We start from the raw sequence: 14237 nt of genomic DNA, 5'->3' as shown, positions 1-14237 counted from the left end.
ATGAAGCTTTGGAAAAAATTACCAGTAACGCAATCCGCTGATAGGGTTTCAAGAGGCTAAAAGCTGCATTGACGAATCCTGCGGATTCTTTGAAGATTGGGTGAGGGGAATTGTTAGGATGGAGGGTCTGTATAAAAATAGCCAGTCGGGGAGACTGGCTTTTTCTAAAATTATGTTGTTTTCTTAAAGTTTATTTCCCCATTTTGAAGGATTATAATTCTGCGATGTACCGCCCATGTACCCATCCCTGAATACCGGATATGCCATTTACAGGATCAAGTACATCAACCAGTTTCCATGTAAGATGGCTTTCATCCAAGATTTCTACCCTGGTATTTGGAGGAAGTGGACCTTCTTCCAAAAGCCTGTTATCCAATCCCGGTCCTGAACGGATATTCAATGTTGTTGTTGTTTTGAAAACCTGTGTTTCATTTTGGTTTCTTCCCAATACTTTTGATCTGAAGGATTCCATAGGGAAAGCAGGTCCAGGATCTGCTTTCCTATTCGGGGAAATATCGTCATGCCCCACGATATCATGAAAGTTGTATTTCTGATGCAATAATAATGAAATATCGATAGTCGCTTGGATTTGCTCTTGCGTGTAGGAATGCCAGCCTGTCTCAAATGGTTCGTGCTTGTGCCTGGCGATATGGACATCTTCATTTTTGACTTTTCTATTAAAAGATGTCTGCCAGCCGCCATCAAAAGACCTTTTCAGTTTTCCTGGATTGTCGAGTTCAATTCCGATTGAAAACCTGTTCAAACCTGAATATCCATGCCAAAAGCTTGGGCCTGCATGGTTTGCTAACTGGTCAAAAGGCACCATTTGGGTAATGCTTCCATCCCTTCCAATAACCAAATGGGAACAGGCTTTGGCTTGTGGATTCATAAACCAGCTGATACTACTTTCCTTGCTTGCACCTGCGGTATAATGGATGACCAGAAATATCGGATCGATTCTGCGTGTCGATCTATTTGTAATAGGACTGAGTCTAAAGTCTAAAAGATTTTGTTCATCTTTGAAGACTCTGTGGTTTTTAATTATCATGGGTATTGGGGTTTAGATGATGAAAAATTTTAGTGGAAATAAAATACTTTTTTAAGTGCATTTAGATTTTCTATAATGAACTTATGAATCTTAAGGTACTATTTCTCAATGAGTTTGGCAAAAATATCTTTCATTTTTGAAGGCAGTAATTTGGCAAACAGGCCAGATAACAGGGATAAAAAAGCAAGAGTATAATTTACTCCAACACCATTTTAATAGACCATTTTATTCAATTTACCAACATTCTGACCTGCTTTGCTTCAAATATTTTGGATCTACAGGAATGTTGATGTTACTAATAGTCATTCGCTAATTGAGGTCATGTTCGCAGCTTTCTATAAGGCTTTGTTCAGTTTCATTGATTAATACCACCAATTTCAAAGGATTCATTCCAGTTTGGTCTGTCAACCGAAGCAGGAATTCCCTGTCTGAATATTTTGTGATTAAGATCAAGGCATATTTGGCCATAAAGGCACTCAATACCTCATTGCTTACTTCCTCTTTGAAAGTGATCATAATCCGGTCAGTTATCAGAAACTCAGCTCCGGTACTTTCTTGTGTATAGGCATGATGGGCCACAGCTTCTTTGCGTATTTCATTCAATGTGGAATCCAATTCCTCACTTTTAACACTTAATCTTGTTGAGTGAGAGGATACCTGCTGCAATGATCCCCTGAACCCCATCCTTCCCAAGGCTTCAGGAGTTTCCCTTACGACCAATTGATCTTGTTCTTTCTTCAGGTAAACTTTTTTACCTTTTCGGTAAGTGTATGTCTTAGCCATAATTTTTTATTTTAAGTTAAATAATGGAAAATCTAATTGAAACCTTGTCCTGAAAAACCTAAAATAAATCTTTTTAAAATAGAAAGCCACTAAAGGTCAGTTCGTTCAAGGCTGCTATCCTGATTCCTAAAAAGCTGAGGCATTTTTCCTTTCGCTTCTGAATCTGCATAATAAATTTTCAGTTCTGTTGGAAAAGGTCTGCCATATGTATCTTCAAAAGCAAGTTTTCTCAACTTTTTCATTGCATCGGTCTTTTTTTCATCCGCAGAGGATTCTGAAATTCCAGTGTCCAAAATCCCCTTGTTGTTGATTATGGAGTATTTTCCATCTTTCCTGATAAGGGCTGCAACATGGGCAGCCCTGTGGGCATCTGCGCCTTCGGGTACAAAAGCTATATACCCTATCGGGTCAAAACCTGCATTAGAAAACAGCCTCATGGCATAGGTTGCAAAAACATCACAATCTGCTTCAAAACGTTTTTTTGAAGGTTCTCCCTCTTTTAAATGACTGATTTTTCCTTCCAAATGGGGTACTGCATCACGATCATGTGGAACATGGTAAAAGAAAATATCTGCGATGTTTTTATAGATCTCAAATATTGATTCAGGATCGGATGGGTACTTTTTATTAGCAGCATTTCCAATGTTTTCTGTATTTGTCTCGAGCCAAGCCTTCAAACCTGTAAATGTCATTGTTTTTGGAGCAGGTATTTTTATTCCCTGATCATTTGCAAGATCAATCAGAAACTGAACATAATACTTTTGTTTGTAGGTGTATACCCAAGGCATATCATCTTTCATCCTTTTCTCGTCATAATCCTCACTGGTCATACCCGCCGGTTTCAATGCACCCAATAAAGTAGCCCCATACTTAGGCTCGATAAAATACTTGTGCTTTAATACTTTAAACATAATGTCAGGTGTACCGATTGTACCGGACATCAATGCATCAGAAACAGAATTCCTGATTGATGGATTAAACATCAATACTTCGGCAATAGCATCAATTATCGTATCATGGCTACCGTACTTGGTAACTAATACTTTGAAAATCGCTTTTGTTTGATCGGCATTAAGTTTTTTTAAGAGGGAGTCATTTTTGTCAGTAAAAGTTTGAACGATGGGTACTGAAGCAGGATCAGCTACTCCATTGCATTGAAAAGTTACAATGGTTTCAAATTCTGATGCAGAAACAAGGGATGGGTTCTTTAAGATAGTGTCGTAAACCAACGTGCGGTTAGAAGGCTCAAGGTAGCCTGATTGAGCAATGGCTTTTGATACAAATCCTGCCTTTGCAAGAGAATCAAGAATATAAAATCCTTTTGAATCTGCCTCCTTTTGTAGATCGACATCTTTAGTGGTTGATTTCAATGTGAACAACCAACGACTGATGATTTCTGCTTTGGAAAAATTATCATTCCATTTTTCCAAAGCTGCTTTATCCGAAGCAGGTGGTTTGGGTAAGGGTTCCATTGCCATATCTACAATTTGAGGTCTAATGAAATCCCAAACTGCCCATGGAAAATCAGCATGGGTTTTATCTTTTGGCTGTTTGTTGTCGTCAGCCCAAGTGTTATATTCAGCTTCAACACTGGCCTCATCCACTTTGCGCATTATTTTACCTGTTGGCATTCCACTCTGCTGCACGACATGGGTCAGTTCATGTGCCAATAGCTTTTTGCCATCTTGGCTTTGGGAATCAAACTTTCCTGAATTGAAATAAATGTCAGATCCATGGGTAAAGGCCTTTGCTCCCAGGTGTTTGCTCATATTGGCGGCAGTGGGATCAGCATGGATCCTTACATTTGAGAAATCAACTCCAAAACCCTGCTCCATTTCTGACCGGATATTTTTGGACAAGGGAACCCCGTTTCCTTTTGAGGAAAAAAGTGGAGTATTGATATTTAGTGAGGCAGCAGTGGAATCTGAATTCTTCCGCCTTGACATTGGCGATGTACCCAAATTCTTAGCATTGTCAGCAGCTTTTAGAAAAATTTGAGGCAGAGGTTTCCTGAGAATTTTTTCTTTATCTCCTAGCTCTTTATTTTCCATTTCGCAGGTATCGCACTTGGTTTGATTGAGGGAAGGTCTGTGGGCTGATAATTGGTTATTCTTTGACTGGTTTTGATTATTGTTTTCAGTTTTAATTGCAGAAAAGGTTTCCTGAGATAAACTTGCCAGTCCTTGTACCACTTTGTCGGCAACTTGATCCGCCTCTTTCTCATAATTGTCTGTGGAATGGTTTACCTTAAGCTTGCTTTGGTCAGAAGTTGGTGAAAAAAAAGATCCTGACCCAAGATCATTAGACCTGAGTGGGGATTTGCTCTTTTCTTGTACCTTTTTCATATACTTAATATTTATATTGTACGAATTTCGGATTTTTTGCCTGAATACGCACTCCTAAAACCCTAATTTCAAAAGGTCTGGAAAAGTAACGTTTAATCAAAAATGTGAATATCGTTGAGCATTATTGCTTCATTAAATCATGAGTCATTTTGGTTAAAATTTCAATGTTATCAAAGTCAAATACTAAATCTGTGTTAATTACATCATATGTTTGATCAATAATTTCAAGAGCGTGTTTATGATTAAGTTCGTATTTTGATCCATCTTTTCCGAAAGGGGCGTGGCCCTTTTTTAATGCGATTTGGTTTGAACTACTTGGAAATGCCTGCTTCAATACTTCGTCTTCTGATACAAATTTCCAAAATGTTTCTCTGAATTGTCTAAAATTGCTAAATCTTTGACCTTTCATTTTAGTTGCAATTTGTTTTGGGAAACTAAGGAATCTGAAATCACCGTCTATGATCCAATCTTCAACCTTGTTGATAGTTCTCAAGCTATCTCCGCCGCGTGCAATTCCCGGGCTGTTCCTTACTTTTTCTGTCTTTTCCAAAGTATCCAACAAGGGTGATCTGCCCCTGGATTTTTCATCAATCACTTTGTTTGAAACACTTCGTAATGTTTCAATTTTTGCTTCAAGTTCATCTACTGTTTTTGCTTCATGAAAATAAGTTTTTAATGCATCATAGTCTGCATTGTCAAAATGTGTATCAATTTTTACTAGCAAATTATCTATTTCTTTAACTTGATCCGGTGTGGCAAATTCAGGAAAACAATTTGATGCACATTTTTTTAAAGCCTTTGCTGCTTTTGGGTTATCATTTAAAGAATCCAATAGTTTTTCATTTTTTGGATCCCTAAGCATCTTTCTGGTTTCACCGGTCATTTCGCCAAGGTTTTCAATTTTCCCTTCAGCGGCCTTCACTTGCCCCAATTTTTTTGCTTCTCCTGCTGGAATGTCATCTACTTTTTTGGAGGCTTTGGAAGCCAATTTCCTTAATCCCGGTACTGCATCAAATATCTTTTCCAATTTCCCTAAATGCCTCGCCAAACCTGCACCTGCAGTAAGAAATGCGATCACAATTTCGAAAATGATCATACCTATTATCTCACCAAAAAAGAACCATTTTTTATAGGGATTTGGATTATTCCAAGCATTTTCAAAATCTTTGAAAACTCCAATAAAAAAGCCTTTGATCAATTCCCATAAATATTTTACTCCATTTGCCTCAATCTGCTTATAAAAATCATATGCCTGCTCAAAAAGCTCCCCAGTAAATATACCTTTCACAAGATCCCACAATCCAACAACTGTATCTACAATTGCTTTTCCAAATCCATAGATTGCACCTTCCACAAAACCCTCAATGCTCCTGGCAAATTCTATGGCGGTATTTTTCCAATCAGGACGAACACCAACTTGGCCCTTATCCCTAAGTAAATCAATGTAAGCTTTACTAGGAAGTCGGATTAACTTGCCTTCTCTAAGTCTTATAGTCGCATAAATGTTTCTAGTTTCGGCAAAATCTGAGTCAAGGAAATCTTTCCACCAGGATTCTCCCTTTCCTTCAAAATAAAAGGCTTTGCTTTCATCCTTGTTCAGAATATAAAGTGCATGAGCGATGGTTCTTCTATCATTCCCTGTATTATAAGAATAGTCTTTATATTGCTGCTTGATGACCCCTTCAAGATTCTCACCTGCCTGAATAACATATTTTTCTTTGGTTACCGCATCTTTTAAATCATTCCTTTGGGTGCGTGTAATGAAGCGTTCTTCTATCCATCCTTCATGGCTATCCAGCGTTTGTAATTTTACCCAACCAGCATTATTTATATTTCCTGATGCTATTACAATTACTATAGTGTCTTTTGGATAAATAATTGATGATATGCCAATCTTATTAATGTAATCGCAATCTAAAGGATCAGGCGATGTATGGAGCCGGATACCTTTTGAAGCCGACACGGTTGCTTCAGTCATTTCCGTTTCTCCAATAAATTCGACATCAGCCCTGCACTGCATCTGCTCCACCGGAATTTCCGATTTATTCTTCGCTGAAATTTCAGGGGACACACAATCTACAAAAATTGGTTTCCAAACATCAAGCAGATTTTCATAATCTACATTTATGTTATGTTCATCAATATAATCAATTGGTATTTCCGAATTTCCATAAAGCTCCTCCGCGATCATTGAATCTTTTGTTCCTGATTGCTGAATTTCAGCCTGTGGGGGACAAACATCCTGAGAATTAAATATTACCTGATTCCCAAATATCTCACGTTGGATCATTTTGTCGCCATGATATCCACTACCCTGCTGCACCACATGCGTCAGTTCATGCGCCAGCAATCTTTTTCCTTCATTGGATTGTGTATCAAATTTTCCCGAATTGAAGTAGATGTCAGAGCCATGGGTAAAAGCTTCGGCACCCAGATTTTTGCTCATGTCGACTGCAGAGGATCCGGTGTGTGTTCTTACATTGGAAAAATCAACACCAAAACCCCGTTCCATTTCTGATCGGGTATTTTTTGGCAAAGGATCACCGCTGCCTTTTGAGGCAAAAAGTTGGGCATTTGTTTCAGCAGAGACAGGTGGGGTTTTACTATTTCCCTGTTTTGCCATCAGGTTTGGATCTTCGCCATCCTCATCGCCATCAGCCTGATGAAAAGTAAGATGCTCAGGTTTTCTTTGGATCCCCTCTTCTTCCGTTGTTTCTTTATCTTCAGCCTCGCAGTCCTTACATTTGGCCTGAATAGGTGCATTGGTTGGAACCGAAGTTTGGACCGGCTTCAAAAATTTTGATTTGCTATCCGAGGTAAAAAAAGGGGTTCTTTGATTTGTTTTGCCGGGATCGAGAAGAGAATCTTGATTTGATGGAGGTTGCGAAAGTATTTGAATTACCTGGTCAGCCATGCTGTCAGCTTCCTGTTCATATTTGTCCCCTGGGGAATTGACTTTTAACTTGGGTTGAATCACCAACGGCTTAAAGAATAAATCATTCTTTTGATGTTTTTCAAAAGTAGTGGGTTTGTTCTTTTTTTTGAGGCCTTCCATATTTCGGATAGAATTGACTATTTAACTTTTGATTGAATTTACTTCCCCTCTTTTTCCAACTCTCTCTTGATCCCTTTGATCATCAGGTCTTTGGTCAATATGAAATTTCTGCTTTCCAAAGAGACCAAAGATATGTACTGAACTATGTTCATGATATGCGATCCATTCAGTTCATAGCGTTCTGCTATTTCTCTTAACTCCAAATCTTTGCCCAGACTTATCAATTGTGGCAGTGATTTTTCCCAAAGCAATAAACGGTCTTCTACCTTTGGAGGAGGGAAGTAGATGATAGCATTGAACCTTCTGACAAATGCTGCATCTATATTGCTTCTAAAATTCGAGGCCAAAATGACCAAGCCATTATATGACTCAATTCTTTGCAATAGATAGGAAACTTCCTGATTGGCATATTTGTCATGTGCATCCCGTACACCTGTCCTTTTCCCGAAAATCGCATCGGCCTCATCAAAAAATAGGATCCAATCTTTATTTTCCGCTTTGTCAAACAGGGTCGCGAGGTTTTTTTCTGTTTCTCCGATATATTTTGAAACGACCATGGAAAGGTCAATCCTAAAAACCTCCTTTTGGGTATATTTCCCCAATAGAGTAGCAGTTATGGTTTTACCTGTCCCAGGTGGACCATAAAACAATGCCCTGTATCCCGGTTTAAGCTTTCTTCCCAAATTCCAATCTCTATGGAGGGTATCTTTATGTTTTAGCCAAATCTGAAGATCTTTGATCTGGGACCAGACTTGGTCAGGTAAAACCAAATCCTCCCATACCAATTGGCTTTGGAGATGTTCGGCGGGGAAATCGATGCTAAGAGATGGCAGGCTAACCTTTCCTGTGGTAAATACTTCTACAAATTCAGCCTCAATCAGGAGTTTTCCACTTAGATATGGTTCCCCTGTTTTGACTTGTGTCAATCTTAAAATATGATGTTTAAACAATTGATTGCTTTTATCAAAAAGAGGGAGATGTTTCAATCTTTCGGTCAGGTCAGTTCCAGCTACAATGAAAAGGACCGTTTCACCTGTAGGAAGCATTCCTCTTTGATTATCACCTTTAATCCCTCCGAATTCGGGAAAATTCCCTCCTTTGAGTAGAAAAGCTTCAATAATTTTGTCAAAGAAACCCGGAATAATATGTGGGACCAATGCCGATGACAGTAGAATAACTTCTTCCTTGTTTAAATTGTAATGTTTAAGAAAAACTGATAAGGGCGAATCTCCAAGTATTTCAAAGTCAGGAAGTGAAAACGGTTTTTCTTCAAAATGGCACGTCAACCTAAGTGAGGTGACAGTTTGAAGATATGAAATGATATTTTGAATTTCTCCGTGCATAGCTTCCGATTAATTCCATTCCACAAATAACATTTCAGGCATCCAAGGCAGCTTGATAATTCCAATGCCCCAAGGAAGGCTACCCAACAAAACATCCACTGCTTTTTGTTCTACCGTTAACTTCCAACCATTTTGACCGTGTGAAAGCCTGCCCGGTCTTTGAAGAAAAGTTTCCCTTAGACCATTGATGCCTGTGTTTTTCAAGGCTGCCCAATGTTTGATGACTTCTTTCAGTAATTCCTCACATTCCATTTTGGAATTGTCCGTTACTTCAGATTCCCTTTCCCAGACCGCTTCGGGATTCATTCCGCAGAGGATTTTATTAAGTGGCAGGTAATTTTCTTTATGCCCGTTTTCACCCCAAGTACAATACTCCAGAACTTGAATAGCCTGATTCTTCCACTTTTGGGATAAAAATTTATTTTCTCTGGTTAGATTGATATTTTCAAAAAATGGAAGTAAAAAAGGGTGCAGAAGTACCATTCCCGCGTTTTCTATAAATATAAAGTTATCTGGATACTTTGGATCACTCCGTTCAGGGATTGAGGTATGGGTTTGTTCAAAACTTGAACTTTCAGATACGGATGATATACTTGAATTTTGCACTTTTGTTGTGTTCTCTATTTCTGTTGATTGGGATAGATTGCGATCTTCCAAAAACAAATTGATTTTCCTAAACCAACTGTTGCCTTTTAATTGTGGATCAATAAAAATTATTTTATCCATCAATTTTTTCACCTGTTTAATCCCTTCAGGCTGAATTTCGGTGGAAGTAAACACTGCCAATTGAAAATTTTCTCTTATTTCTTCATTCTTAATTATTTTATCCACAAAAAATTCAAAAAAACCTGGGGTCTGGAAAAGAGGCTTGTTATTGATAATATTTGTCCATAATAAAACTGGTTCCAAACCAATTTCATTTTTCATGGATTGGAATAAAATAGTCAAATATTCCTTAAGAAAATAGTGGGTTCTATTCGGTAGTTTCAGTCCTTGTATCACATATTTTTTGATCCAGCCAGTTTCATTGCGAACAATAAATTCAACCAATTTTTCCGGGAAAAACTTAGAGAAAGAACCTGAGATTCTTGGAATAATATTTCCGGATTTGTTGGATAAATTGACCAGGCGTTTGATCAATGATTCATTTATTTCAAGTTCTTCTTCCAAATCCAAAACATTCCTGAAAGGGCTGTTCCATGGAAAATACCCTTTTGCGACAAAAAAAATAAAGACATCTTCAGCACTTTTGACTGTACTCATTAGATCCTCAGTCTTATGTTGTTTTGCTTTTAATATTGTTTCTACCTGCTCAATGATCCTGTCCAGGAGTTTTTTTTCCCAATCGCTATTATCCAAAAAACCGCAATCCAATTCGAGTTTTTCAATTTTAAATGTCAAATCGTAAGCACTTCTTTCATCAAAAATTTTCTGTAATGCAGGTTCAATTTTTTCATGAAAAAATAAGCTCAGACTTTCATGCATTCCCAATCCGTCCTCCATTCCTTCAAAGTCAACTTGAAGGGATGCGGTATGGATTTTATGGTTTTGAAGGCCGGACATCGTTTCAAATTAAAGAATGGCTCTTATATTCTTGAGTTGGTTGAGGTATTTTGGTTTGGAATCCGTTTCACCGTTTCCCTCTATTTGAGCCATTGCTGCTGCCATATCATTGGCAATCCTGAGGACAAGTTGCAATTCCAACCTACCAAAGTCACCACTTTCTCTAAGAGCAGCCCAAGTATGTGCATTGTCCTCTATTGAAGCGAATACATTTTCCATCGGGATTTTAGCAACATCAACATCTTCATTTTGGATGCAGGCTATAAATACAGCTAACTGCTCCAGTATCCTATATAGAGCAAAAGCCAAACTCCTGAGTTGTTTGATCTCAATTAATAAGTCATGTAATGCCTGAAGCCATTCTGTAAACTGAGACAATAAACCGGTATTGACCAATTCATTGGCAAAGAATTCAATTTGTTTTTCTGCCGGTTCTTCAGCAATAATCCTCATTGCTGTAAAGAATTCCTTGATTTGTCCATAAGGGGAATACATCTCTATAAAATTGTTGAACAGGTCATTTGAACTCGGTCTGTCAAATTCTTCAAAAGCCCTGAGAATGTCTGTGAACGGACCGCAATTTTTTACCCGAACATCATCATCCCCACCCCTTACTGTAACTCGTACTGTGACCGAATCACTGCTACTGTTTCCACCTGGATCTGTCACTTTCAGTCCGAATCTATATTCGCCTACCAAAAGCCCTGTAACTGTCGTTTGTGCCTGGTCAGGATTGGTGATAGTCGGTGTCATAGTTCCACCTTCAAATGACCAACTGAATGAAAGAACCCCGTTTTCAGGATCAGAAGAATTCCTTCCATCTAGGTTTACAGTTCCTGGAGTATTGGGATTTCTGAGGAATATGGATTGGTCCTGTCCTGCGTCTGCAACCGGAGGATTGTTTTGACGGGTTATCACATTGACGGTAACATTATCCTCAGCCGAAGCTCCTCTATCTTCTGTCACTTTGAGTGCAAAAACAAATTGACCTGGAGATGGGAACACAACACTTGTCCGTGCCTGATCAGGGGTGTTGATCCTTGCTGTTGGTCCGCTTTGCTGGGACCAGGAAAATACGGTGATGGTCCCATCGCTATCAGTTGACCCTGATCCATCCAGGTTTGCTGTAACCGGCGCCGTTGGAATGAAGGTAATTGTTTGATCAGGTCCGGCTTCTGCTATCGGTGGGATATTCTCAGGTGCTGTAACATTGATGGTTACACTATCTTCAGCTGAGGCCCCTTTGTCATCTGTCACCTTGAGAATAAAAACATACTGCCCCGGAGATTCGAACTGAACTGTGGTCTGTGCTTGCTCTGGAGTATCAATGACTGTGGAATCTCCACTCTCCTGGATCCAGGAAAATTCCGTGATTGTACCATCTTCATCTGATGAAGCAGATCCGTCAAGTGTGGCGGTGGTAGGCCGGGTAAATGGAATAGTTTGATCCGGTCCTGCATCGGCTACCGGTCCTATATTTTCCGGTTCTTTTTCTTCGGGGAGAATATAGGCTATAGGCTGACAATCACTGCAGCACATATATGGGAGATAAAAATCAGCTATAACAGTGCCTTCAGGAATTCTCAAAGGGAGGTCTTTTATCTCCCTGTCCCTTAAATCCAACGCTTCAATAATTTTGGAAATATCAAATCCAAGATTTAGGTTTTTTATCAGGTCCGAGGCAAAGGCATATTCAGTCTTTTTAAGGGATGGAACATTGGTGGTTAATATATTTTTGTTGGTGAGGATATTTGAAGAATTTGAAATTGAGCTGCCTACATTAACCTCTCTTAATGCCAAATTAGGCACATCTCTGATGTTTGCAATTTCGCCAACAAAACTAAGGTTTGGACGGGTTGCAGTTTGTCTGGGAACACCGTGGTAAACAATGATGAAAGTACCACCTTTGGGTACTCCTGCTTTATGTTCCAAGCCTGGATGTTTTTTGAAATATTCACTGAAATTGACAGCAGCATAATATTGCTCTACCCTGCTTTTGAATTCTTCCCTCAAAGCGAAAAGACGCTCGTTGGGGCACTTGAACAACAATTCATGATTGCTTCTTGAAAAATATCTCTGGAATTCCTGATTTTCGGAATTCGGTGCTTCCAAAATCAATTTTTCAACAGTTTGGGAATAAGGGGTCCATAAATTTCCATATGCATCTTCATCAAAGGATTGCAGGTCTTTGGAAAGAAGGTATTTTACAATTTCTGCGAGTTGCTGCAAAAAAATCAACAATAGATCCGGTTGCTTTATGATATGTGCGTAGAGTGGTTTGTAGTTTACTATAAAATTTCCCAAATCAAGAGCAACCAAATCAGCTAGTTTTTCTCCCGGTTCAACATCCCTTAATGCCAACTTGGAAATGATTTCTGAATTGTTTACACTGATTGCCTGATTTTTGGAGATATCATTTTTAATGGTCTTCTGAATATCCCTTAAATTCTTTGATATGTAAAAATCCCTCAATTTAACTGATTCCAATACTGGATCACTTGCAGGAACTGTCCTTTGGGGTCTCAGATTCCCGACATAAGCGATTATCTGCTGTAGCTGACATACAATGCCTGTAATCATCACTCTATAATCTGACTCGAGGTCTTCGATGTGGCACCGGATTTCCTTTCCGTTTAGAATGGAAGAAAGATCTATGGCATTGAGTGCAAGTACATCTATTGGAAGGTTGAAACCTTGTTTCTGACCGATTATCTCGCGAAGTGCCACTTGGTAGTTCTTTCCTATATGGCCCTCAATCCTAAAAGAGTCAAAACTCTCAATGTCATATAATAGAGGATTTTTTACTTGTTCCGGAGAAGTTGCAATTGACGCAGCCCTATAGCCCAGGTTGAAGGACTCATTTCCTTTATAGCTTTGTTTAAAGCTCCAAAGAAGGTTTAGCGGTGCAAATTCATAGAAATAGGGGATAGCCCTTTTTGATAAAAATTCATGACCTAAATTACTTGGGGTGATGATTATAGACTCTTGTGGATTTAATTTTTCAAAGGATACCCCTTTTACCATGGCAACTATCCTTTCCAGCAACAAAGCAGCTTCATCCACCTTTTTGCTTTGGCCGTCTAGGATCGGAGAAGGTTCGAAATAATGCCTGAAAGCATTCCTCCTTCCCAATTGGGTATTCTCATTTGCCAAACCCAATCCGATATGAAGGGGGAATTCCATTTCATCCGGGCAACATTGCCCGAATACTTCATTTACCTTAGACTGAAACTCTGTGTGTGCCTTGATCAGATCATCCACGAAATCATAAAAATATTGTAGGTAAATCCTTTGTATTGGGTTGTCATCCAATCTTTTTCTGAATTCAACAAGGTTCAGGTCCTTTAATGGGTTTTCTTGAGAGAGGCCCAAAGGAACTGCAAACCTTTCCCAACTATTAGAGAGGTTTTTCGATAGATTGCCCAAGGTGGTGTCATCCGTAATATCCAAAAATCCTTGCAGAATATCACCTGAGGTATTCATTTCCCCAACAGGAACATTGAACCTTTTCAACAAATTTGGGAAAAACTCAATAATCGCGGGAGTATTTAAATCCTGTCTTCTGACCAATAATGGTTTTAATATAAAATCCATTCGGCTGCCTTTGTCATTACAATCCTGCGTGTCACAGTTTTTGAGATCAATCTGTTCGGCCTCTAAAAATAGAATGACAACATAATCCTGAAGATTAAGGCTATTGATACCCGCTTTTTCTTCCACATCGGAATCATCCTCAGGGATCAATTCAAGTACATTTTGACTTCCATAGAATTGGATACCTTCCCGGGAAGCTTCTTCACATTGTTTCAAAAAATACAGGTCATTGGGCAACTCAGGAGATTGATATGGAACATAATGGGTATATCTGATTTCACAAACCTGTACCATGTAACCTTGGGAAGTCAATGCAAAGCCTTTACTGATGGCAATTCCCTGATTGGAACTGTTGATTTCCATTCCGCAGACTATTCCCCTGCCCACGAGTTTGATCCGTGTCAGCCGTTCCTGCTGTTCCAAATAATTCAATAGGTTGTTCAGGTGGGCATTGGAAAGAACCTGATCAGCTTCGAAAACGGGATATGATTGTAAAGCCTGCATGG

The 14237-nt window shown here is 39.0% G+C and carries 8 protein-coding genes; 1 reads left to right on the top strand and 7 read right to left on the bottom strand.

All coding sequences use genetic code 11. The annotated features are described in order from the left end of the window. Positions 1-211: 211 nt before the first annotated feature. The 4 genes from ACEW8O_RS20295 to ACEW8O_RS20280 form a co-directional block, all read right to left on the bottom strand. Positions 212-1048, bottom strand: coding sequence for an N-acetylmuramoyl-L-alanine amidase (locus tag ACEW8O_RS20295; RefSeq protein ID WP_373496454.1), 837 nt, complete (start codon positions 1046-1048; stop codon positions 212-214). Positions 1049-1357: 309 nt separating this feature from the next. Then, positions 1358-1831, bottom strand: coding sequence for a hypothetical protein (locus tag ACEW8O_RS20290; RefSeq protein ID WP_373496453.1), 474 nt, complete (start codon positions 1829-1831; stop codon positions 1358-1360). Between the two features lie 89 nt (positions 1832-1920). Next, positions 1921-4176 carry a DUF4157 domain-containing protein gene (locus tag ACEW8O_RS20285; protein WP_373496452.1) on the bottom strand — a complete coding sequence of 752 codons (2256 nt, stop codon included), beginning with the start codon at positions 4174-4176 and terminating at the stop codon, positions 1921-1923. Between the two features lie 121 nt (positions 4177-4297). Further along, a complete protein-coding gene (locus tag ACEW8O_RS20280) occupies positions 4298-6688 on the bottom strand; it encodes a DUF4157 domain-containing protein (RefSeq protein ID WP_373496455.1) in 2391 nt (796 codons plus the stop codon). Here ACEW8O_RS20280 and ACEW8O_RS20275 point away from each other — a divergent pair. Then, complete coding sequence (locus ACEW8O_RS20275) at positions 6576-6839, top strand: hypothetical protein (protein ID WP_373496456.1); 264 nt, start codon at positions 6576-6578, stop codon at positions 6837-6839. The genes ACEW8O_RS20280 and ACEW8O_RS20275 overlap by 113 nt on opposite strands. 430 nt (positions 6840-7269) lie before the next feature. On the opposite strand, the gene ACEW8O_RS20270 is transcribed toward ACEW8O_RS20275, so the two are convergent. The 3 genes from ACEW8O_RS20270 to ACEW8O_RS20260 are packed head-to-tail and all read right to left on the bottom strand — an operon-like array spanning position 7270 to position 14235. Next, a complete protein-coding gene (locus ACEW8O_RS20270) occupies positions 7270-8574 on the bottom strand; it encodes an ATP-binding protein (protein WP_373496451.1) in 1305 nt (434 codons plus the stop codon). Positions 8575-8583: 9 nt separating this feature from the next. Further along, positions 8584-10137: a contractile injection system tape measure protein gene (locus ACEW8O_RS20265; protein WP_373496450.1), complete on the bottom strand. Its 1554-nt coding sequence runs from the start codon at positions 10135-10137 to the stop codon at positions 8584-8586. 9 nt (positions 10138-10146) lie between these two features. Beyond that, positions 10147-14235, bottom strand: coding sequence for a PKD domain-containing protein (locus ACEW8O_RS20260; RefSeq protein ID WP_373496449.1), 4089 nt, complete (start codon positions 14233-14235; stop codon positions 10147-10149). Positions 14236-14237: the final 2 nt, after the last annotated feature.

It is taken from the genome of Aquiflexum sp., assembly GCF_041749095.1.
Lineage (GTDB): Bacteria > Bacteroidota > Bacteroidia > Cytophagales > Cyclobacteriaceae > Aquiflexum.
The sequence above is the reverse complement of the archived record's forward strand: the minus strand, read 5'-3'. Positions and strand labels throughout refer to the sequence as shown.

What these genes read in the sequence shown, in the direction of transcription:
- ACEW8O_RS20295 (WP_373496454.1), bottom strand. Translation starts at nt 1,048, where the DNA reads ATGATAATTAAAAACCACAGAGTCTTCAAAGATGAACAAAATCTTTTA.
- ACEW8O_RS20290 (WP_373496453.1), bottom strand. Translation starts at nt 1,831, where the DNA reads ATGGCTAAGACATACACTTACCGAAAAGGTAAAAAAGTTTACCTGAAG.
- ACEW8O_RS20285 (WP_373496452.1), bottom strand. Translation starts at nt 4,176, where the DNA reads ATGAAAAAGGTACAAGAAAAGAGCAAATCCCCACTCAGGTCTAATGAT.
- ACEW8O_RS20275 (WP_373496456.1), top strand. Translation starts at nt 6,576, where the DNA reads ATGTCAGAGCCATGGGTAAAAGCTTCGGCACCCAGATTTTTGCTCATG.
- ACEW8O_RS20280 (WP_373496455.1), bottom strand. Translation starts at nt 6,688, where the DNA reads ATGGAACGGGGTTTTGGTGTTGATTTTTCCAATGTAAGAACACACACC.
- ACEW8O_RS20270 (WP_373496451.1), bottom strand. Translation starts at nt 8,574, where the DNA reads ATGCACGGAGAAATTCAAAATATCATTTCATATCTTCAAACTGTCACC.
- ACEW8O_RS20265 (WP_373496450.1), bottom strand. Translation starts at nt 10,137, where the DNA reads ATGTCCGGCCTTCAAAACCATAAAATCCATACCGCATCCCTTCAAGTT.
- ACEW8O_RS20260 (WP_373496449.1), bottom strand. Translation starts at nt 14,235, where the DNA reads ATGCAGGCTTTACAATCATATCCCGTTTTCGAAGCTGATCAGGTTCTT.